22 protein-coding genes are annotated in these 22777 nt (G+C 40.2%); 11 read left to right on the top strand and 11 right to left on the bottom strand.

The window, feature by feature from the left end:
• Positions 1-24: 24 nt before the first annotated feature.
• From BK584_RS16640 to BK584_RS16680, 9 genes are all read left to right on the top strand, one after another.
• On the top strand, positions 25-813 hold the full coding sequence (locus BK584_RS16640) for an HAD-IIA family hydrolase (protein ID WP_078393612.1): 789 nt from the start codon (positions 25-27) through the stop codon (positions 811-813).
• On the top strand, positions 810-1982 hold the full coding sequence (locus BK584_RS16645; RefSeq protein WP_245808890.1) for a sn-glycerol-1-phosphate dehydrogenase: 1173 nt from the start codon (positions 810-812) through the stop codon (positions 1980-1982). Before BK584_RS16640 ends, BK584_RS16645 begins: the two co-directional genes overlap by 4 nt.
• Entirely contained in the window at positions 1966-2670 is a 705-nt protein-coding gene (locus tag BK584_RS16650; RefSeq protein ID WP_078393613.1) for an L-ribulose-5-phosphate 4-epimerase, read from the top strand. Before BK584_RS16645 ends, BK584_RS16650 begins: the two co-directional genes overlap by 17 nt.
• Positions 2667-4355, top strand: coding sequence for a ribulokinase (locus tag BK584_RS16655; protein ID WP_078393614.1), 1689 nt, complete (start codon positions 2667-2669; stop codon positions 4353-4355). Before BK584_RS16650 ends, BK584_RS16655 begins: the two co-directional genes overlap by 4 nt.
• Positions 4348-5811, top strand: coding sequence for an L-arabinose isomerase (araA, locus tag BK584_RS16660; RefSeq protein WP_078393615.1), 1464 nt, complete (start codon positions 4348-4350; stop codon positions 5809-5811). The genes BK584_RS16655 and araA overlap by 8 nt, the downstream gene beginning before the upstream one ends.
• 150 nt (positions 5812-5961) lie before the next feature.
• Positions 5962-7044 (top strand): multiple monosaccharide ABC transporter substrate-binding protein, encoded by a 1083-nt coding sequence (gene chvE, locus BK584_RS16665; RefSeq protein ID WP_078393616.1) that lies wholly within the window; start codon positions 5962-5964, stop codon positions 7042-7044.
• 57 nt (positions 7045-7101) lie between these two features.
• Entirely contained in the window at positions 7102-8640 is a 1539-nt protein-coding gene (mmsA, locus tag BK584_RS16670; RefSeq protein WP_078393617.1) for a multiple monosaccharide ABC transporter ATP-binding protein, read from the top strand.
• An 8-nt stretch (positions 8641-8648) separates the two neighbouring features.
• Positions 8649-9797 carry a multiple monosaccharide ABC transporter permease gene (gene mmsB / locus BK584_RS16675; RefSeq protein ID WP_078395698.1) on the top strand — a complete coding sequence of 383 codons (1149 nt, stop codon included), beginning with the start codon at positions 8649-8651 and terminating at the stop codon, positions 9795-9797.
• Positions 9798-9800: 3 nt separating this feature from the next.
• On the top strand, positions 9801-11300 hold the full coding sequence (locus BK584_RS16680; protein WP_078393618.1) for an alpha-glucosidase/alpha-galactosidase: 1500 nt from the start codon (positions 9801-9803) through the stop codon (positions 11298-11300).
• 53 nt (positions 11301-11353) lie between these two features.
• Here the strand turns inward: BK584_RS16680 and BK584_RS16685 are convergent, their stop codons facing one another.
• The 8 genes from BK584_RS16685 to BK584_RS16715 form a co-directional block, all read right to left on the bottom strand.
• On the bottom strand, positions 11354-12541 hold the full coding sequence (locus tag BK584_RS16685; protein ID WP_078393619.1) for an MFS transporter: 1188 nt from the start codon (positions 12539-12541) through the stop codon (positions 11354-11356).
• A 214-nt stretch (positions 12542-12755) separates the two neighbouring features.
• The gene (locus BK584_RS16690) at positions 12756-13565 is read right to left on the bottom strand and encodes a GNAT family N-acetyltransferase (RefSeq protein ID WP_169871325.1); all 810 of its coding nucleotides are present in this window, start codon (positions 13563-13565) and stop codon (positions 12756-12758) included.
• 55 nt (positions 13566-13620) lie between these two features.
• Positions 13621-13818, bottom strand: a complete 198-nt coding sequence (locus BK584_RS16695; protein WP_078393621.1) for a hypothetical protein — start codon at positions 13816-13818, stop codon at positions 13621-13623.
• 26 nt (positions 13819-13844) lie between these two features.
• Positions 13845-14369 (bottom strand): ribonuclease FAU-1 family protein, encoded by a 525-nt coding sequence (locus BK584_RS16700; protein WP_078393622.1) that lies wholly within the window; start codon positions 14367-14369, stop codon positions 13845-13847.
• Between the two features lie 111 nt (positions 14370-14480).
• Positions 14481-14729 carry a GNAT family N-acetyltransferase gene (locus tag BK584_RS16705; protein ID WP_169871326.1) on the bottom strand — a complete coding sequence of 83 codons (249 nt, stop codon included), beginning with the start codon at positions 14727-14729 and terminating at the stop codon, positions 14481-14483.
• On the bottom strand, positions 14651-14920 hold the full coding sequence (locus BK584_RS24700; RefSeq protein ID WP_169870936.1) for a hypothetical protein: 270 nt from the start codon (positions 14918-14920) through the stop codon (positions 14651-14653). Before BK584_RS24700 ends, BK584_RS16705 begins: the two co-directional genes overlap by 79 nt.
• A gap of 327 nt (positions 14921-15247) precedes the next feature.
• Positions 15248-16087 (bottom strand): glycoside hydrolase family 16 protein, encoded by an 840-nt coding sequence (locus BK584_RS16710; RefSeq protein ID WP_078393624.1) that lies wholly within the window; start codon positions 16085-16087, stop codon positions 15248-15250.
• A 131-nt stretch (positions 16088-16218) separates the two neighbouring features.
• Positions 16219-17106 carry a LysR family transcriptional regulator gene (locus BK584_RS16715; RefSeq protein ID WP_078393625.1) on the bottom strand — a complete coding sequence of 296 codons (888 nt, stop codon included), beginning with the start codon at positions 17104-17106 and terminating at the stop codon, positions 16219-16221.
• Positions 17107-17224: 118 nt separating this feature from the next.
• Here BK584_RS16715 and BK584_RS16720 point away from each other — a divergent pair, with 118 nt between their 5' ends.
• A complete protein-coding gene (locus tag BK584_RS16720; protein WP_078393627.1) occupies positions 17225-17890 on the top strand; it encodes an O-methyltransferase in 666 nt (221 codons plus the stop codon).
• 123 nt (positions 17891-18013) lie between these two features.
• Here BK584_RS16720 and BK584_RS25400 read toward each other — a convergent pair whose 3' ends face one another.
• The 3 genes from BK584_RS25400 to BK584_RS16735 all read right to left on the bottom strand — a co-directional run bounded on the left by BK584_RS25400 (position 18014) and on the right by BK584_RS16735 (position 21041).
• Positions 18014-18136 (bottom strand): hypothetical protein, encoded by a 123-nt coding sequence (locus BK584_RS25400; RefSeq protein WP_281255762.1) that lies wholly within the window; start codon positions 18134-18136, stop codon positions 18014-18016.
• Between the two features lie 60 nt (positions 18137-18196).
• Positions 18197-19306 carry an AimR family lysis-lysogeny pheromone receptor gene (locus tag BK584_RS16725; protein ID WP_078393628.1) on the bottom strand — a complete coding sequence of 370 codons (1110 nt, stop codon included), beginning with the start codon at positions 19304-19306 and terminating at the stop codon, positions 18197-18199.
• 394 nt (positions 19307-19700) lie between these two features.
• Entirely contained in the window at positions 19701-21041 is a 1341-nt protein-coding gene (locus BK584_RS16735; protein WP_078393630.1) for a YjiH family protein, read from the bottom strand.
• 220 nt (positions 21042-21261) lie between these two features.
• Between BK584_RS16735 and hutI the strand changes: the two genes are divergently transcribed.
• Positions 21262-22560: an imidazolonepropionase gene (hutI, locus tag BK584_RS16740; RefSeq protein ID WP_078393631.1), complete on the top strand. Its 1299-nt coding sequence runs from the start codon at positions 21262-21264 to the stop codon at positions 22558-22560.
• Positions 22561-22777 lie beyond the last annotated feature (217 nt).

A 22777-nucleotide genomic window follows, 5' to 3' on the forward strand; every position in this document is an offset into this window, starting at 1 on the left:
AGAGAGAAGAGGTGAGGATTCCGAATGCTAAATGGAATCGATGCTGTGCTGTTTGATTTAGATGGAACCGTCTTTCAAGGTGATCGTCTGATTCCTGACGCCAAGGAAACGATCGATGCTTTGCAGGCTGCAAATAAGCGAGTTGCTTATTTAAGCAACCGTGGCAATGTTTCAAGAGAGGCTGGTTATGAAAAACTTCAACGTCACGGTATTAAAGCAACACGCGACTCCATTATTTTTTCTTCAACCGTAACTGCTTTATTTATGAAAAAACACTATCCACAAGCCTCTGTATGGCTTCTCGGTAATAAAGGGTTAGGAGAAGAGATGAATCAACACGGCGTCCAACTTGCACAGGCTCCTGAAGAAGCGGATTTTGTGATTGTTACGTTGCATGATGAAATAACTTATGGAGAGCTTAATGATGCCTTTAAAGCTACATCTATGGGAGCAAGAATGATTGCAACGAATTCAGATAAAACGTATCCGGATGAGCTTGGACCAGCGATTGATGTAGCCGGGTTTATTGGAGCAATTGAAGCGGCAACGGGTAGAAAAACGGAACTAGTCATTGGCAAACCTTCGTGTTTTATGGCAGAAGCGGCTCTGGACTATTTGCAAACACCCGCAACAAGGAGCCTAATTGTGGGGGATAGTTTAGAGTCAGATATTGGTCTTGGACGGATGCAAGGGATGAGAACTGCACTTGTGCTGACAGGAAACGCCAGCTTAGCTGAAGCGAATACGCTGCCTTCAAAAAGAAAACCAGATTATATTATTGATAGTTTGGCAGATATTAGGAGGTATTTATGAATATGAACTCATTGCAACAGCGAATTGAAGAATCTGGAGAAACGCTTTACCCACTACCAGTAGAGTTACTCGTAGTCGAAGAGAATGCGTTATCTAAGGCGGCTGAGTTTATTGCAAGGCGAGTAGATAACGGAGTATTGCTAGTTGCAGATCAAAATACGCATAAAGCAGCTGGTGAAAGATTACAAAAGCTATTAGAAACTCATGGACATTATGTAGACCTCCACATGTTGGAACCAAATATAAACGGTGATGTCATTGCTGATGAGGCATCTTTAGTTGATGTTCTTTTAAAAATTGAAGCGGATACACAACTGATTGTTGCTGTAGGTTCAGGTACGATCCATGATATTGTCCGCTTTGTAAGTGGAAAAACAAGCAAACCGTTTGTATCTATTCCTACTGCTCCGTCTGTTGATGGTTTTACATCCTTGGGTGCACCTATCGTTTTAAGAGGAGAGAAGAAAACCTATCAACTTGTTGCACCAATTGCTTTGTTTGCTGACACATCGGTATTAAAACGAGCTCCTTCCGCTTTAATTGCAGCTGGATTTGGCGATATGGTTGGAAAATATACGTCTCTTTTAGATTGGCGAATCGGCTCGATCGTAAAAGGAGAGCCCTATTCACCACTCGTAGCTAAGTTAACAGAAGAAGCACTTTTTTCCTGCGTTCATGCAGTTGATAAAATCGGATCAAAAACCGAAGAAGGTGTTTCGGTTCTAATGGAAGGATTATTGTTATCTGGGTTGGCAATGGCACTGTTCGGCTATTCCCACTCTGCTTCTGGAGCGGAACACCATCTCTCTCATTATTGGGAAATGAAGGCTCTTGAAAAGGGTGAGAAGCAATTATTACATGGTGCAAAGGTCGGTTTGTCTACTTTACTAATCAACCGCTTATATAAAGAGGAAATTCTGCCAGTAATTGACGAGTTAATGAGCGAGGAACAAGTGGAGCGAGTCCGTCCCCTTATTGAAACATTGCCTGAAGCTGCTTGGGTAAAAGAGCTGCTCGAAACAGCTGGATGGAGCGAACGGTTTGTTCCAATCACTCCGGAGCTAATTAATCAGAGCTTACTGCATGCCCACTTACTTAGGGAACGATACACGCTTTTGCGTCTATATAACGATAAAAAGGGAGGAAAAGTTGATGCTTACCGATCTTAAACATCAAGTATATGAAGCCAATTTGGCTTTACCTAAACACGGCTTAGTGACATTTACTTGGGGGAATGCAAGTGGAATTGATCGAGAACAGAACATCGTTGCAATTAAGCCTAGCGGGTTGGATTATGCCGAGATGAGTCCTGAAGATATGGTGCTTGTTTCGCTTGATGGCGAGGTTGTGGAAGGGCCACTTCGACCTTCTTCTGATCTTGATACCCATTTGCTTCTGTATCGAGCCTTTCCAGATATTAATGGAATCGTTCACACTCACTCTGAATGGGCAACTGGCTGGGCGCAAGCGGGGAAGTCGATACCAGTATTAGGAACAACCCATGCCGATTATTTTTATGGCGACATTCCTTGTACAAGAGAAATGACGAGCGCAGAAATTCGAGGTGAATACGAAAAAGAAACTGGTAATGTTATTGTAGAAACGTTTGAGTTAGGAAATCCATTACAAATTCCAGCGGTGCTTGTTCATGGCCACGCTCCTTTCACATGGGGGAAATCTCCAAAAGAAGCGGTTTATCATGCGGTCGTTCTAGAAGAAGTAGCTAAGATGGCATCTAATACAATTGGGTTAAAACCTGATGTGATGGGTATATCTCAAGAATTGCTTGATCGTCACTACCTAAGAAAGCATGGAGAACATGCGTATTATGGCCAGAAGGAGAGTGAGTCGGATTGAAAAAGCGTTATACGATTGGAATTGATTATGGAACGGAATCGGGTAGAGCGGTGTTGGTCGACTTAGAAAATGGTGCAGAGGTGGCTGAGCATGTCACACCTTATGCTCATGGTGTAATGGATGAATGTCTGCCAGGGAGTGGAGTGAAGCTCGAACCAGAGTGGGCCCTTCAACATCCGAGAGATTATTTAGATGTGCTTGAACAATCCATTCCAGCTGTACTTGATGAATCGGGTATAAACGCAAGTCAAGTTATTGGGGTTGGTATTGACTTTACTGCCTGTACAATGCTTCCCATAGATGAAGATGGAGAGCCCCTTTGTTTTCAAGATCGTTTGGTTAATCGACCGCATGCATGGGTGAAATTATGGAAACATCATGCAGCTCAGGATGAAGCGGATGAAATTAATCGGATTGGTGAGGAGCGGGGTGAATCGTTCCTTGCGCGTTATGGAGGTAAGTACTCTTCAGAGTGGATGATGTCAAAAATATGGCAAGTCTTTAATGAAGATCGGGAAATGTTTGATGAAGCTGATGCTTTTTTAGAAGGAACAGACTGGGTCATTGCGCAACTTTCTGGCACAATTGTCCGCAACAGTTGTACGGCGGGCTATAAAGCAATGTGGCATAAGCAAGATGGGTATCCAGAAGAAGAATTCTTTGCCGCTTTACACCCTGATCTAAAGCGTTTAACGTCCACAAAACTTCGCGGTGAAATACGAGCGCCTGGGGAAGCAGCTGGTGGTTTAACAAAAGAAATGGCAAAACGTATTGGACTCTTACCGGGTACGGCTGTTGCTGTTGGAAATGTGGATGCACATGTTTCCGTTCCAGCAACAGGCGTTGTTGCACCGGGAAAGTTGGTTATGGCGATGGGCACATCAATCTGTCATCTCGTACTATCTGAAGAAGAAAAAGAAGTTGAGGGTATGTGCGGAGTGGTCGAAGATGGGATTATCCCAGGTTATTTCGGTTATGAAGCTGGACAATCAGCTGTTGGCGATATTTTCGCATGGTTTATCGAGCATGGGGTATCGTCAGAGCTTAAAGCTGAGGCAAAGCAAAAAGGATTGCCACTTCATTCTTTGCTAGAAGAAAAAGCGGCTACTTATCAACCGGGTGAAACGGGCTTGCTCGCACTTGATTGGTGGAATGGAAACCGGTCGACATTGGTTGATACAAATTTAACCGGACTCATTCTTGGTTATACATTACAAACAAAACCTGAAGAGTTATACCGTGCCTTATTAGAAGCGACTGCCTTTGGCACTAAAAAAATTGTAGACGCTTTTAATGACAGTGGTGTTGAAGTAAATGAATTATATGCGTGTGGTGGCTTACCCCAAAAAAATAAGTTACTGATGCAGATTTATGCAGACGTAACAAATTTAGAAATTAAAGTAGCCGCATCTAAACAAACACCAGCCCTAGGGGCAGCAATGTATGCAAGTGTTGCGGCAGGAGAAGCATCGGGTGGTTATGCAACGATCTTTGCTGCGGCAGAAAAGATGGCTCGAATCAATGATTATTCGTACAAACCAAATCCTGAAAATGTTGAAATTTATAAAAACATTTATAGAGAGTATAGTAAGCTTCACGATTATTTTGGCAGAGGTGAAAATCATGTCATGAAAACACTTCGGAGCTTGCGCGATAAAACAAAAGGAGGAGCGGTCCATGCTTAAGAATAAAGCGTATGAATATTGGTTTATTACAGGTAGTCAACCATTGTACGGACAAGAGACGATTGATCAGGTGGCAGCGCATTCTAATGAGATTGTGAAAGGTCTCGCTCATTTGTTGCCAGAAAAACTTATTTTAAAACCTGTAGCCACATCCCCAGACCGTATTTTGCACCTTTTACGAGAAGCGAGTCAAAACGTTAATTGTGCGGGCATTATTACATGGATGCATACATTTTCCCCAGCAAAAATGTGGATTGCGGGTCTTAATGAGTTAAATAAGCCAATGCTCCATTTACACACACAATACAATCGTGATATTCCTTGGGGCGAAATTGATATGGATTTTATGAACTTGAATCAGTCCGCACATGGAGACCGGGAATTTGGGTTTATGGTCTCACGAATGGGGATCGAACGAAAAGTAGTGGCAGGACATTGGCAGAATCCAGCGGTTGCACAGCGGATTGGTGACTGGATGAAGACCGTAAGTGCGTATCAAGAAAGCAAGCAATTAAAAGTCGCAAGGTTTGGCGACAACATGAGGGAAGTCGCTGTGACTGAAGGAGATAAAGTCGAAGCTCAGATTCAACTAGGTTGGTCCGTTTCTGGTTATGGCATTGGAGACTTAGTTGAAACGATTCAAGGAGTAACGGATCAGAGTGTTGCTGCCTTAATGGATGAATACCGAAGTTTATATACATTTCATCCTGATGCGAGTGTTTCTGCAATTGAAGAGCAAGCGCGAATAGAAATTGGTTTAGAACGTTTTCTTGAGCAAGGAGATTATCGCGCTTTTTCAACGACATTTGAAGACTTACATGGAATGAAACAGTTACCCGGTCTTGCAGTTCAACGTTTAATGGCAAAAGGCTACGGCTTTGCAGGGGAAGGTGATTGGAAAACTGCTGCACTGTTGCGGGTTCTTAAAGTTATGGCAAATCAGCAGGGTACGTCATTTATGGAAGATTACACAAACCATCTTGAACATGGAAATGAAATGATTTTAGGATCACATATGTTAGAAGTGTGTCCAACAATTACTCATGAGAAACCAATGATTGTTGTTGAGCCACTCTCGATGGGGAACAAAGAAGACCCGGCACGGCTTGTTTTCAAAGGTAAGGCGGGTCAAGCTCTGAATGCAGCTATTATTGATGTTGGTTCACGCTTCCGTATTGTCGCAAATGAGGTAGAGGCGGTGGAGAACGAAAACGAAATGCCAAAACTTCCGGTCGCAAGTGTGTTATGGAAGCCACTTCCTTCCTTTTCCGAAGCTACTGAAGCATGGATTTATGCAGGCGGGGCCCATCATACTGTTTTTTCCTACCATATTTCTAAAGAACAATTAGTCGATTGGTCCAACCTAATGGGGATAGAATGTATTGTGATTGATGAAACGTCAAGCGTAGAACAAATAAGAAAGGAATTGTTTTGGAATGAGAAGTCCTTTCGCTAAAGGGGAAGGAGTCAACGACGTGCAGTTCTTATTAAAAAATAAACGTCTTAAAGGGTGGTATAAAGGGGGAATGCCGCCAATATCATAAATAGAATGCTCGTTCAACTTCATTGAAAACGCTTACTAAAATGTAACATAGGGGGAAGTTAAATGAAGAAGCTTATGGGATGTATGGCTTTTGTTGGTTGTCTTGCTTTTGTAGGCGGTTGTTCAGAGGAAGGATCAGGGGAAGGATCAGAGGATGAAAAGGACAAGATTGGTATTGCCATGCCGACACAATCCTCGGAGCGTTGGATAGCTGATGGCAATCATATGGTGTCGTATTTTGAAGATTTAGGTTTTGAAACGGATCTTCAGTATGCAGAAGATGTTGTTGAGAATCAGGTATCTCAAATCGAGAACATGATTACACGGGGTGTTGATGCGCTGGTCATTGCTTCTGTTGATGGAGAAGCTTTAACAACGGTGCTCGAGTCTGCAAATGCTGAAGGAATTCCTGTGATTTCGTATGACCGTTTAATTATGAATTCCGAGTTTGTTGATTACTATGCGACATTTGATAATTTTGAAGTAGGTGTACTTCAAGGACAATATATTATTGACGAACTGGATCTAGAAAGCGAAGAAGGACCATTTAACATTGAGTTGTTTGCAGGCTCACCAGATGACAATAATGCTCATTTCTTCTTTAATGGTGCAATGTCTGTGCTCCAACCGTACATTGATGAAGGGAAACTAAATGTGTTAAGTGGGCAAACCGATTTTAATCAAATTGCTATTCTTCGCTGGGATGGAGCCACTGCTCAAAGTAGAATGGATAATTTATTAAGCTCTAATTATGGCGGTGGTGAAGAACTTGATGCCGTATTGGCTCCGGCTGATTTATTAAGTATTGGCATTCTTGCTTCTCTAAAAAATTCTGGTTTTACAGCTGATGATATACCAATTGTAACTGGGCAAGATGCAGATATTCCATCGGTTAATGCGCTTATAGCAGGCGAACAAGCAATGACTGTTTTTAAAGATACACGAGTTCTTGCTGAAAAAGCAGTTGAAATGACAGAAGCTGTTTTACAAGGAGAAGAGCCAGAAGTAAATGATACAACAACGTATGACAATAACATGAAAGTCGTTCCTTCGTTCCTTGAAACACCAGTTGTTGTTACGGTTGACAATTACGAAGAACTTTTAATTGATAGTGGTTATTACGAGGCTGATCAGCTTAATCAATAAAGAGCTTTGTGCGGTTTTCTCAGTAGAGGAAACCGCCTTTGTATAGGAGGTGACCAAATGCCGGAGGCTCTTCTGGAAATGAGACAAATTACAAAGGAATTCCCAGGTGTCAAAGCATTGGATAATGTGAATTTGAAAGTAAGACAAGGTGAAATTCATGCGTTATGTGGAGAAAATGGGGCTGGGAAATCGACGTTAATGAAAGTGTTAAGTGGTGTACATGAATATGGAACGTATACAGGGGATATTTTACTCGAGGGAGAAGCGTGCAAATTCAAAAACCTTAAGCTAAGCGAAGCTGAAGGAATTGTTATTATTCATCAAGAGCTCGCACTCATTCCAGAACTAAGTATTGCTGAAAATATCTTTTTAGGAAACGAGCGGAAGCGTTTCGGTGTCATTGACTGGGATGCTACAGCAAAGCAAACAAAAACGTTATTGAAAAAGGTTAATTTAGATGAGCCCCATAATTCATTAATCAAGCATATTGGTGTAGGGAAGCAACAACTAGTAGAAATTGCCAAAGCTTTAGCCAAAGAAGTGAAGCTTTTAATTTTGGACGAACCAACCGCTTCGTTAAATGAAACGGATAGCGATAATTTGCTTGATCTGCTTGTTGAATTAAAAGGTCAAGGCATTACATCCATTATTATTTCCCATAAGTTAAATGAAATTAAAAAAGTAGCAGACGCTGTAACGATTTTACGTGATGGGAAGACAATTGAAACGTTTGATTTAGATGAAGAGGATATTAGCGAAGATGAAATTATTAAAGGTATGGTTGGTAGAAGCTTAACAAACCGTTATCCCGGAAGTGAATCCGAGATTGGGAGCGAAATTTTTTCGATTGAGAATTGGAATGTATATCACCCAGTGCAGCGAGAAAGGCAGATCATTTTTGATGCTCAGTTTCATGTGAAACGTGGGGAGATCGTCGGTATCGCTGGATTAATGGGAGCAGGACGAACGGAACTAGCAATGAGCATATTCGGTAGATCCTATGGCACACAAATAACAGGAACAATTAAAAAAGATGGAACGAAAATAGAGATTCATTCTGTGAGTGATGCGATCAAGCACGGACTGGCGTATGCGACGGAAGACCGGAAATCATATGGGCTTGTTCTAATGAATGATATAAAAGAAAACATTTCTTTAGCAAGTTTAAATAAAATCTCCTCGCGTGCCGTCATTGATGAACAAAGTGAAATAAAGACGGCAGAAGAATTTAAGCGGAAATTGCATATAAAAGCGCCAACCATTTTACAAGAGACCGGCAAATTAAGTGGGGGTAATCAACAAAAAGTGGTTTTAAGCAAATGGATTTTTTCTGACCCAGATATCCTTATATTGGATGAGCCTACAAGGGGAATTGATGTTGGTGCAAAATATGAAATCTATACGATTATTCGTGAGCTAGCTGCAGCAGGCAAGGCAATTGTACTTATTTCTTCCGAACTTCCAGAACTTATGGGGATGTGTGATCGAGTATACGCAATGAATAAGGGTCATATTACAGGTGAACTTGGGAAACATGAGCTTTCACAAGAACGACTTATGAAATTAATGACGAAAACAAGGGAGGATTCCCGTTGAAACCGTTAATGAACGTTATTCAAAATAATGTACGTCAATATAGCATGACATTTGCCTTGCTGTTAATCATGATTTTATTTCAAGTATTAACGGATGGCATATTATTACAGCCATTAAATATAACAAATTTGATCTTACAAAACAGTTATATTCTCATCCTTGCAATAGGTATGGTGCTCATCATTATTACGGGGCATATTGATTTATCAGTCGGCTCCATTGCAGCGTTTATTGGTGCTTTGTCAGCTATTCTAATGATTAAGATGAATCTAGATCCGATTCTAACGATTTTACTTTGCTTGCTTGTTGGGGCATTGGTGGGGGCCTGGCAAGGATTTTGGGTCGCATATGTAAAGATTCCTGCATTTATCGTTACACTTGCGGGGATGCTCATTTTTAGAGGAATTACATTAATTATGTTGCAAGGACAATCGATTGCTCCCTATCCGCAGTCATTCCAACGATTAAGTTCTGGTTTTTTACCAGATGTGTTTAATGGAGCTTCAGTGCATTTGCTCTCATTGGTTATTGGTGTGCTGCTCTGTGCGGTATTAATTGCACTTGAATGGTTAGCACGAAAGAGAAAACTGAAGAATGGAGTAGTCGTGCTCAACCCGACGTTGTTCGCATTAAAAATTGCTGGTATCGCGGCGGTTATCTTAGGTTTCACTTACATTCTAGCAAGCTATCGTGGGATACCATATATTCTCATTTTGCTAATAGCGTTAATTGCATTTTATGCATTTTTAACAAAAAAGACTGTTTTTGGTCGCCATATTTACGCGGTTGGTGGAAACGAGAAAGCAGCTGCACTTTCTGGGATAAAAACCAAGCGTGTAACCTTTATGGTATTTGTGAACATGGGTATGCTTGCTGCGTTATCTGGCCTCATTTTTGCAGCTCGACTAAATGCGGCTACGCCACGCGCAGGTAATCTATTTGAACTTGATGCTATCGCAGCCGCTTTCATTGGTGGGGCATCTGCTTATGGTGGAGTTGGAACGGTAATAGGTGCAGTTGTTGGGGGCCTTGTTATGGGTGTAATGAATAATGGGATGTCAATCTTAGGGCTAGGTATTGACTGGCAACAAGCGATTAAAGGGCTTGTTTTATTAGCAGCTGTTGCTTTTGATATTATGAATAAGAAACGAGGGTAAAAAGTGTCTTTTAAAATCGCCTTTATCGGAGCTGGAAGCATTGGATTTACAAGAACGCTGTTAAGAGATCTATTGTCAGTGTCTGAATTTGCACAAGTCGAAATTGCTTTTACCGATATAAGTGAACAGAATTTAAGAATGGTGACAGAGCTATGTCAGCGAGATGTGGAGGAAAATGGTTTAGCGATTCAGTTAACAGCAACGCTCGATAGAAGACAAGCGCTTAAGGATGCTCGTTATATTTTCTCTGTTGTTCGAATCGGTGGATTAGAAGCGTTTGAACAAGATATTTCAATTCCGTTAATGTATGGAATTGACCAATGTGTGGGCGATACGCTAGGTCCAGGGGGAATTATGTATGGCCAAAGGGGCATTCAGGAAATGCTTGCGATTTGCAAAGACATACGTGAAGTGGCTGAACCGAACTGTCTGTTATTAAATTACGCCAATCCTATGGCAATGCTAACATGGGCGTGCAATACGTATGGTGGTGTAAATACGGTAGGTCTATGTCATGGAGTGCAAGGTGGGCACAGGCAAATAGCTAATGTGTTTGATCTAGACAAGAAAGAAATTGATATTGTTTGTGCTGGAATTAATCACCAAACGTGGTATATCCAGATTAAACATAGAGGACAAGATTTAACAAGATCGTTGCTTGAGGCATTTGAACAGCATCCAGAATATCGACAAACAGAGAAGGTCCGAATTGATATGCTAAAGCGTTTTGGTTATTATAGCACCGAATCAAATGGTCATTTAAGCGAGTATGTTCCTTGGTATCGCAAACGAGCGGATGAAATCATTGATTGGATTGATTTAGGCACGTGGATTAATGGGGAAACCGGGGGATACTTACGTGTTTGTACAGAGGGGAGAAATTGGTTTAAAGAAGATTTCCCGAACTGGATGAAGGAGCCTGCCTTCGTGTATGGAGACAATGAGCGTGGAGAGGAGCATGGCTCTTACATTATAGAGGCACTTGAAACGGGTCGAGTGTACCGTGGCCATTTTAACCGGATTAACAATGGTGCTATTGCCAATCTTCCAGATGATTGCGTCATTGAGGCACCAGGATATGTGGATCGCAATGGAATCCATATGGCATTAGTTGGGGAGTTGCCACTTGGTTGTGCAGCTGTTTGCAACACGAGCATTCAGGTTCAGCGTCTAGCTGTAAAGGCAGCGATTACAGGGGATGACCAGCTTCTGCGCCAAGCGTTTATGATGGATCCATTAACAGGAGCGGTATGTACACCACCAGAAATTTGGCAACTCGTTGATGATCTATTAATTGCCCAAGAAAAATGGCTGCCTCAATACGAAAAGAGCATTAAAGAAGCAAAGGAAAGGCGGAAAAAAGAGCCAAGGTTGGAGACAAAAATGTCGAACGGGGCAGCTAGAGTAAAAACAAAAACGATAGAGGAGCTAAAGGAAAATAGGTTGGAAGCAATAAAAAACGCACAAGCAGCGGATAAAGCAGTAGATCGACCTGCGTATTGACGACTAACGTAAGTAATTAGAAAGCAGTCCAGCACGCTGGACTGCTTGTTTTGTTAATAACTGATTTCGTTTTGTTTGGAAAGTCTTCCAAAAAGGTAAGTAATAAAAGAACTAGTCGCAAGTATGCCCCAGTAAACAAAGCTGCTTCCGTGTTGATTAAAATAGTCATAGAGTCCACCACCAGCTATGTTACCAAACGCACCGCCTACCGCCATTGCGAGATTTGAGAAACCAAGATAGATTCCGAGTGTTGTAGCTGTGGCTTGAGTTACTATGTATGAATGAAAAGTCGGTTGCATAAGCATGATTGCACCAGCCATTCCCACGAGTGATAAAATAAAGCTCACACTATTTTCAAAAAAAATCAACGGCAAAAATGTAATGGTGAGAAGAAGGTAACCTATTGTAAGTGCACGTCGTGGTGCTAGATGTTTTGTATGTTTTGTCACTGTCATTTGTCCAGCTACAACAAGTAGTGTAATGAGTGTAAACACCCAGCCAGAACGACCAGTTAGTTCAACAGCAATGATCGGATAGGTTAAAAAAAGCTGTTGATGAATAAAATGAAACGGAATCATTAATACGATCATTGTTAAAAGGAAGCGGTTATTAGTGATACGCTTCACCCCTGAAAAAAATGAAAGTTGTTCAGTGGTTGCTTCTTGTTTAATCGGTAAGAAGAGCAACACAACACCAATGAAAGCAAATAGAATCCCGGAGAGTAAACTTAAAAAAGGAAACTGCTGAACAGAGAACAATAGACCAAAAAGAGGTCCGAGTATCGTTCCAGCATTACCCGTAATATTTACAAGTGAAAAAAGGTCACGGTGATATTTTTTAGGTTGGTTGTAAACAAGCAATGATTTTAAAGCCGGACTAAATAAAGCTCCACCTAGGCCTCCAATGATTGCCATTAATAACAACAGAGTAGGCGCCTCAACAAAACCGATACCTGCAAAGCCAACTCCCCTACATAGGAAACCTAAAAACATCATTTGTTTATAGCCAAACTTGTCGCCAAAGTAGCCTCCAAACATCATAAAACCTTGTTGACCAATTAAACGTAAAGCGAGCAGAGACCCCGCAAAGGCAAGAGAGTAACCTAACTCACCAGTGACATACAAAGAGATAAATGGAACAAACATAAAAAAGCTAAAGGTTAAAAAGAACTCCGTTAAGATTAATAGAAAGGCACGCCATCCGTATCTATTCCATATTTTCCATGAAGGTTGAGAATCCACATCGATCACTACTTCCTTTGCTTAACGATATCATGAAGAAGCATATCAATTAATAGGATGTACGACAATAGGAATAAAGGTGTGAGAGGGATGAAGGGTAAGGAATGTCTTGCCTTTAAGCGGCAAAACGTCTCTTTGCAAAGATGATGATCTCCTTTTCCAAACTCCTTTGTAGGAGGCAAAGCACTCTGTTTCACTCGTTTCAAGATCTGTTTTAGTTTAAAATCTCTAATACGCGCCAATCACAGATTTCTTGCAGTCCCAATGATACATAAACGCTCCGGGCTTTTGGGTTATTATAGAAGAAATAAGGTGTTTTCCCTTCCTGCAAAAGCTTTTTGCATACTAGTGTTAACAAGTGTGTACCATAGCCATTACCTCGAAAGTTTTTGTTTGTAAAAACTCCAGTGATAATCGTACTGCGCTCATATTCGGCAGTAGTAGCAACTGTTGCGATGAGTTGTCCAGCAATTCTACCAAAAAATGTCCGTGTACCCCCTTGTATATAACGTTTCTGCTCTGCTTCTATGAATGCTGACTTGCTTAGCGTCATTGCATTCGCAAACTCAGTTGTTGACGTAAACAAATTATAAAGTTCTGATAGTGTTTGTCGCGTTATGTGTTCGGTCATTTCTATTTGACTGTTCGGGCCTAGTTGATTTTGTTTTATGTTTCGGACAAAACCGAGCCATGAAGCTGTATCTTTTTTAATAGAGAGATGTGGCTTCCATACATCAGCGAAACGACTTTCACACGTCATCTTCCGAAAAGAGAGTTTTTGAGTGATCGGCAAATAAGGAGTAACATCTCGAACGTTTTTGGCAAAATAACTAAGATTATCACCTTGATTGAGTATGAAAGATACAAGGTGACTATTCTCTCTTTCGCCATATACACTTAAATCGTTTTCTTCATAATTGTTAGCGTCTAACTGATCAAGCACAAACAAATAGTCATTCTTTTGATTGCCGAATAAAGCAACTATGTCAGTTGCATCTTTTTGATTGAGTTTTTCCACAGACATAAGTCTTCTCCTAATTAATCTTTTTTTATTTGTTTTCATTTGCGTTCTATTTTAACTAATCTTCTTCAATTATGGTTAATTTCTCATGCACTAGTTCGTAAATTAGATATAAACCAATGATGAAAATACTTAGAATGAACGTAATTGGAAAAGCAAAGAGTAATGCACTTAAAATTGAATGCGCGATAAAAGAATAAGCAAAGAACGTTGTAGCGATAAAAGTTGCTATGCATGCAAGAAAGACAATTTTCATATAAGTGCCCCATGACCTGCATTCTTTTAATCTTTTAATAGAAATGCTAACGTTTTGTGAGGAAATTCAGTATGAACCCTGTTTAAAAGTTGATCAATCCAATTAAGGGATTGGATAGAGCGGTTAAGAAGATGATGAACAACACCGTTTTTAAACTGTTCAAGAGGCTCTGGTAGTTCATCCAAATCAAGAATATGATATGAACCGTCAGGCCAGATAAGTACATCAACAATAAGGTCGTCAAATACAACAGCCGTGCCCGTTATTTCTGTGTGTTCAACGATATTCACATAACAACCGATATACTCGCCACTCGCATTTCGCCAAATATACACATTGTAGGGGAGAGCTTCCCAATAAAACGCCGTTGTGTAGCAATCATCCGTAATCTCCATTGTTCCTATGGGTGTTTGCATCTTAAATGGATGGTCAATTTTATGGAATAAGACAACTTCTTCATCAGTGTGACTTAGTAACAAACAAGTATGCTCGATGCTTTCACCAAAATAAGTTTGTTTTCGTTCGATAACTGGTTTCAAGTCGTAGTCCATAACGTTAGTTATTTCCTGATGCTGTTACGGTTCTAGTCTCAACGAATTCCGTTAAGATGATAAGGGAACTATCTTTTTGCGCTGCCGTTTGCATTTCTAAAAAGTTCATTATTAAATCTCCTTTTTATTCTTAAATCGAACATAGGAAAAACGTTCTGTTACTGGATACACTTCTCCTAAACTTCTAACGATAAAGCCATTTTTGTAATAAAAACCAACGGCTTCACGATCCGTTTCGGCTGTTAAGGTCGCTCCGGGTTCAAGAAAACGAATAAAATTAATCATTGCCGAGCCGATCCCTCTTGATTGGAAATGTGTAAGGACAGCAAGATGAAGAATGAAAACTTCATCATTTGACACTCGTTTAATTCCAATACAGACAACGATTTCTTCGCTCTCATTCCTCCGAATAATGTCCGGTCTGGTTCAGTCAAATAAAGAGTATATATACGTTTTGTATTGTTTGGAGAGGTAGCGAGCGAGAGAAGGGAGAGCAACTTGGCACATGGGTTGTAAGCGGTTTGCTCAATTATGTGTGAAAATTTGGACATGGTGCCCTCCTTTTCCTGTGATTCTCTTTTTTTATTATAATTCCTGCTTAATCATTAAGTGTTTAAGCGAAACCAGTGTCTAAAACGTGAATTTGATTATATGCTCTAATAGCAAAAATTGTGGTTGTTTACCCAGTGAAGATGGTTCTTTATTTTAATTAAACAAACGTTTAATTAAAAACATTGCTTGCACAATAGATGGAAGAACGAGTTTGAGTAATGCAGGGGAGGATTGTGTGGAAATAATTAGACTGGGGAGCAAAATACAGGGGTATTTTTTATAGAGCACCCCTGTTCTTTGGCAAACGTTAATGAAATACTCGCTTTTTACCGTTGATACACACGAACATAGTCAACAGCCATTGTAGATGGAAATGGAGTTGATCCATCTGGGTTGCCACCATACCATCCTCCAACAGCAAGGTTCAGGATTAAATAGAAATCTTGATCAAAAGGAGCTGGATAGCCTCCACCAACGGAATACCAATCATTAATGGTCTGATAGAGGTTTCCATCGACGTACCAACGAATTTCACCTGGTTCCCACTCTACGGCATATTCATGATAGTCGGTCGCGTTTGTCCAATCTGAGAAGAAGTAATCGCCAGCTGTAAATTGGTTTTCAGGCCAAGGTCCACCATAGTGGATTGCACCACCAACTTTATATGGCGTGGCGCCAGCGTTTTCCATAATGTCAATTTCGCCAGAAGCGGCCCATCCGCCGTAACGGTCATCTTGGGGCATCATCCAAAATGCTGGCCAAAACCCTTGTCCAGCAGGTAAACGCATCCTTGCTTCAAATCGTCCATACGTTTGGCTGAACTTACCTTCAGTCAAGATTTTACCTGATGTATATGGGTACGTGCCGTATTGATCAGATACGGTTTCTTGATGTGCTTCAATAATCAATTCTCCGTTCTCAACCCTGACATTCTTAGGGTCGACCGAGTAATATTGCAATTCTTCGTTGCCCCAACCTGGCAAATTCGGTTGCCCGTTTCCAATGTCGTAGCGCCATTTACTTAAGTCAAGAGAATTTCCGTCAAACTCGTCGCTCCAAACGAGGTTCCAATCGTTTTGTACTTCGGGTGCAGTCGCAGCTCCGGCCCCAGTAGGAGTAGTTGCTAGTAACGCGAATACACATAACATACCAAACGTCTTTTTCATCAAGTCTCCTCCTAAAAAAGAAAATGATGTCGGACAATGCTGAATAAGCTTCTACTCTTATTATAAGGAATAAAATAAGTGGGAGTGGTTGGGAAAATAGGAAATAGGTTGGGGAATGTACCATATGGATTCTAGAAGAACATTTGCTTGCAATGAGAAATGAATTGTACCAATTCGCTTTGCTGGTCATTTTTTCTTGTGCAAATGGCAATCTTATTCATCGCTGTTACATCGTGCACATAAACACGTGCAAGCAAGCCACGTTTGATGTAATCATTAGCGATTAAAGAAGAGACAAAGTTGACGCCAAATCCAGCTGTTACAGCTGAGAGCGCTTCGTTTAAGCCTGTAAATTGTAAAGCAATCTTTGGTGGTTTCACTTGGTTTGCCTGACAAAGCGCATATAAACGTGCACGAGTAGAACTTCCTTTTTCGCGCATCACAAAAGGTTCGGCGGCGAGCTTTTCTAAAGTTATGTTTTTGCCTGCGAAACGATGGGATGGAGACACAACAAACCAGAGTTCATCTTCAAACAGCTCGTCCCATTCAAATTCTTCAGGTCTTTCTTCAGGGCTGCCTGCGTACATCGCGACGTCTGCTTTATATTGGGCAAGTTGTTGAAAAGCTTGTTTCGAATTGGTCGTTTGAATCGTGATGTTTATGTCAGGATGGCTGACTTTAAATGCGCCAGCCCATTTAGGAAGCAAAAAATTGGCAGGTAAATACGTAGCTGCAATTTGAATACTGCCCACCCGTGCGTGGATACAATCTTCTAAAAAGATTTCAATAGTACGTTCAACTGCAAATAAAGTGTCGGCTTTATGAGCAAGATCTTTACCGAGTTGTGTGGGGGTTAGTGTTCGTCCCTTTTTTTCAAATAGGGGTATGCCTATTTCAATTTCAAATGCTTTCAACTGGCTAGAAACAGCAGGTTGGCTTATATGCAGGGCGTTTGCTGCTTTTGTAATACTTCCTTTTTGAATGACTGTATGAAAAATCCGGAGCCCATGCAAATTCATCTTCTCACTCCTTATATAAAGAAATGTTATGTAGGAATAAAAAAGATCTATTATTCTTATTATTCATCTTATCATACACTAGTCTTGTAAGGAGAAAATGAGTGAGGAGATGATGCATATGAGCAATGAAAGATGGAAGTCGGTTGACGAATACTTAGGAGAGCGGTTGCATGAGAAAGATATGATACTAGAATCGGTGCTTGCAAATAATCGTAAAAATGATTTGCCAACGATTGATGTGTCCCGTACGCAAGGAGAATTCTTGCGCTTGCTTGTGACCATGACAGGTGCAAAAAGAATACTAGAAATTGGAACACTAGGAGGCTATAGCACGATTTGCATGGCTAAAGCTTTACCGGAAGATGGTAAAATCATCACATTAGAAGCAAATTCAAACCACGCCGCCTGCGCGAGTGAAAACATTAGAAATGCTCGTTTTGAAGATCGGATTAACATTCGAGTAGGAGACGCACTTATGACGCTACCTGAACTAGAGAACGAGCAGGAATCTTTTGATTTCATCTTTATTGACGCTGACAAGCCAAACAACCCTCATTACTTAGAATGGGCGTTAAAGCTTGCGCAGCCGGGTGCAACGATTTTAGCTGATAATGTCGTTAGAGCTGGTGAAGTCATTAATGATCATAGTACCGACCCAAGGGTGCATGGAATCCGAACATTTCTTGACCAACTTGCCAATGAGGAACGAATCGATTCAACGGCAATTCAAACAGTTGGAGAAAAAGGCTATGATGGGTTTGTTATTGGAGTGGTTAAAAGATAGAAAAAACGCATCCCTTCAAGGATGCGTTTTAATCTTAGAAAAGACAGAGTCTCTTTTGCTAAGTGATTGGTGTATTTAATTATACATTAATTGAACTGGTGTTTTAGTCAACCTTTGATGTTATTAAGTACCAACATGAACAGGCGGGCCAGATAAATGTGAAACTCCAGAGTCCGTTTGGGAGACCATTGTTACGGGACTAAGAATCAAAGCTAATACAATACATGTTTTCATAATGTTTTTCATATTGAACACCCCTTCTTATAGAATAAATTAATATCTCTTTGAAATAGCGGGTAATTATATTTAAATTGATGCACCTGTTTTTTGTAAGGAGATAATATCTTGTTGAACAACTGGTATCATATCCGCTCTGCCGTATATAGAAAAATTACTAATTGCTTGTGTAAGCAATTCCAAATCTTTTGTAGCTTTTCCTTTGTAATATAGCAAGAAAAGACTATCGTTTTCTTCTTTTTCTAGTTGAGTTATTAATTTTAATGCTTGTGCTATATCATTTCGTACAATATATTGATGGATTTGCTCTTTTACAGGTATGTCAATTGAAAGTTCAAAAGTCTCACCATATAGATTTTTAATAAAAGGTACTTGCTCTTGTTCTAATGTCTTCTTGTAGTCAGATAACGCTGCTTGATTTGCATACTTAATTGCTTCTTTAGTATATTCTAAACACGTTTTTTTGTCTCCGATTAATTTCGTATTGCTCAAAGCATGGTAACAGGAGGCGCGAACTGTGTCTGGAGTGGCTTCATTGACATTTACAGCAAAAAAGTAATCTTCCGCTGAGTTTACATCCCCCTCTCCGTATAATTTCCCCAATCCAATTAATAGTGATATACGAGAAGCTAAAGCACTTTTCATATAACCAGGTTTAATATTGGCAAAACTATTACGCATTTTTTCTGCTAAGAAAAGTACATTTCGTACACTACCCATTTTAAAATAAGTTGTTAATTCGATAATTTCCAACCTCATACGAGCAAGTGGATTTTGAACCTCGCTATATAAGTTTTTTGCCTTATCCAATGTTTCTTGTAATGTATACGTGTGTGAAATTGTTTCAAAAATCAATTGATAAACCAAGATCCATTCTCTCAATAAGTCATCTGTTCCATGTTTATCTAAGAGACCTTGTAAAATTTCTTTCTGTTCATGAATTGAAGCGTATTCAAACGCATCACGCACATCGTGAAGTTTATTGACATGCAACGCATATGTGTTCATAACAGGCACAGTTTTTTCAGGGGCGATGTTTTTCACAAGTAACATGAATTGTTCAAAATCATACAAGGATTCACGTGCAATTTCTTTTAGATGATCAGGTTTAAATAGCTCCGATTTGTTCCAAGATTTCTGGACAAGTAATTTATTAAGTTCTTTTTCAGGATTAAACATCGATCCAACCCTCTCCAAATTTATCTATTATAGATAAGTATATAACGTAAATAAAGAAAATTGAGTGAATATCCATATTTCCCAACATGACAGCCAACTTTTTTGAATTTAGATTAGCGCTCATCATTCACCATGGATTCATTCTCTCCTATTTTTATTAAAAAATAAAGTTCTAATAAATTTAGTGATTTCAATGAAAGATTAGGAATTAGTGGACGGCATACATGTAGACTCCTGCGGGAGAAAAGACGAAGATGAGAATAACAGCATAGCTGTGAGGCTCATCCGTCGCCCGCGGAAAGCGGAGTGTATGCCGGGAGCGAGGACAAGCGCAAAAGCCATCGTCTATGCGCTCATAAGTAAAAGGTTTTTCGAAGGTCTCAGGAATGATCATTTAAAATAATAAGAAGGCGATTGGTGTAACTAAAATGAATGTAAGGACAACTCTTATAAACCAAATAATGACCATTTTACCGATGCTAAGCTTAATTTCAGTGGCAAGAATACAAGGAATAACAGCAGAGAAAAACAGGACAGAGGAAACGGACATCACGGCAATAATAAAACGGGTGATGATGTCTGCTTCGACAACGAGTAAAGCTGGTAAGAAGATTTCAGAAATTGAAATGGCAGCAGCTTTTGCGGCGAGCATTGGGTCAGGCAATTGTAAGAGTGCAGTGATTGGATAAAATACATACCCGGCATAGTCAAATACTGGTGTGAATGTAGCAAGAACAAGACCAAGCAAGCCAATCGACATGATTGTCGGTAGGATACTCATCGTCATTAACAACCCATCTTTTAAACTTTTAGTGGCTTCTTTAACGAAAGAACTGCTTGTAGCAGCTGTTTCAATTCCTTCGCTCCAGCCCTTTTTTATTCTTGTTGAAAACCCTAGTTTTTTAAGTTCTTCTGTTTGATGCGTTGCACCTGGATAATAGTCATCCTTCATTGAACAAAGAGGCCACATTCGGGCAGTAATAGCTGTTACAGCAAAGGTAACGGAGAATGAAACAATAAAGTAAATTGTCCAGACTGACATCAAGTCAAGTGTATTTGCAATTACGACCATAAAAGTAACTGATACGGTTGAAAAGCCTGTGGCAATAATAGCCGCGTCTCGGAAAGAATAAATGCCTTGTTTATACAAGGAATTGGTTACAAGTAAACCAACGGAATAGCTTCCTGCAAAAGATGCTATAGCGTCAAGGGAAGAGCGTCCTGGTGTTCTGAAAATGGGTCTCATAATTGGTTCCATTATATTGCCGAGAAATTCAAGCAACCCATAGCCAATTAAAACAGTAAGAAAGATTGCACCAATTGGAACGAGGAGACTAACTGGTGTAATTAAGGAATTAATTAAAAAAGGACCCATATCAGGAGCGAAGAGCCAGGTTGGTCCGATACCGAATAGAATAAGGGCGCCAATTATAAAACCAAGTATTTTAAAAATAGATAAGACAAAATTGGTAGCTGATTTATTCCATTTCTTTGTATAAAACGGATGAATGGCTCCAAGTAAAAGGATGATAAAAATGTATACGGTAACAGCCGTACTTGCTTGGCGTAAAAATGTGACTAAATGGTCGAGGGGAATAGAGCTCTTTTCAGCAATTGTAATAGGGACAAAAAACATAAAAATGCCAAGTAAACTAAAAAAGATAAACTTAGCAATTGCCCATGGCGAGCGAGTTTTGTCTTGTTCATTCTGTGAGTGTACGTCTGGTTGGTTCATAAAAGATTCCCCCTCTTCGTAAAATGGTATACAACAAATCTTTCTAGTAGTATACGAAAAATTTTAAAGACAAAATAGATTTCTTTTATGGTTGGAATCGACGGTCCGGGGTAGAAAGAATCGTAGATCTGTGAAGGAAAACAAAGAAATGTGCTGTAACGATGGTGGAAGTTTTACGGTATCGTAGAATTTAGACTTAGAAGGAATGGGAGCTGATCGAATGACGAGGAACGCAATGGTAATCCGTCATGCAAAGCAGGTACTAACGAGTCAGACAGAAATGCCGCTTACAGGAAAAGAAATGGAAGAAGGGCTCATTGTTATTGAAGATGGAGCGGTGTGGATTGAGGATGGTCAGATTTCAATGGTTGGAACGGATGCAACGGTGTGGGAGGCATATCAAGATAGTGGCGGAGAAGGGGCTGTTATACTCGACGCATCAAATCAAATTGTCACACCAGGTCTTGTTGATCCACATACCCATTTGGTTTTTGCAGGGAGTCGCGAGGAAGAATTCGAAATGCGCTTACAAGGCTCTGCATACATGGATATCATGAATGCAGGTGGAGGGATTCATAGCACGACACGCTCAACTGCGGCGGCAACTGAACAAGAATTGGAAGATCAGTCAAGAGAGCGGTTAAACGAATTCCTTCGGCACGGTGTGACGACAATTGAGGCTAAAAGTGGTTATGGCTTAACGTTGGAGAATGAAATGAAGCAACTACGAGTTGCAAAAAAATTAGATGAAAGCCATCCAATCGATATTGTTTCTACATTCATGGGGGCTCATGCAGTTCCTCTTGAATACAAGAACAACACAGATGATTTTGTCCAAATTGTTATAGAAGAGATGATTCCGATTGTTGCAAAAGAAGGGTTAGCTGTTTTTAATGATGTTTTTTGTGAAAAGGGTGTTTTTACACCTGAACAATCAAAACAAATTTTAGAAGCGGGAAAGCAATATGGATTAATACCTAAAATTCATGCCGATGAAATTGTTTCATATGGTGGAGCAGAATTAGCAGCAGAAGTTGGGGCAATATCTGCGGATCATTTGTTACAAGTATCAGATGAAGGAATAGAAAAAATGGCCAAGGCTGGTGTCATTGGAGTATTACTTCCAGCAACAGCATTTTTCTTATTAGAGTCAGCGGCTAATGCGCGGAAGATGATTAAGAAAGGTGTACCAGTGGCGTTGTCTACAGATCGTAATCCAGGTTCAAGCCCGACAGAGTCAATGCCTTTTGTAATGAATTTAGCTTGTTTGACGATGGGAATGACACCAAAAGAAGTGATTAGTGCTGCAACGATCAATGCCGCATATGCAATTGGAAAGGCACAAGAAGTTGGTAGCTTGGAAGTGGGTAAAAAAGCGGACGTTGTTTTATGGAACGCTCCTAACTACACGTTTTTGCAATACCATGTTGGTGTAAACATGGTGGACACTGTGATTAAGAATGGGGAAATCGTTGTTGAGAATCGAGTCGTTGTTCAGAGCGATGCCATCGCAAAATAGAATAGTAGAATATCTACCTTTATTAAAGAACGATCCAGCAAATCATTAAATCTATTCCTATATGAATTTCAAGGAATTCAATTCATGCTCGCCGAAATGATTATAGATGTCAAACTAGTGAGAACAAATACGGAATTTACCATATGTCTAAAAGATATAAAAGCTAGCGCTTGCTACTAGAAGCTTTTACGGAATATGCTATTTGATTTTTAGGTGT

This window comes from Shouchella patagoniensis (genome assembly GCF_002019705.1).
Classification (GTDB): Bacteria; Bacillota; Bacilli; order Bacillales; family Bacillaceae_D; genus Shouchella; species Shouchella patagoniensis.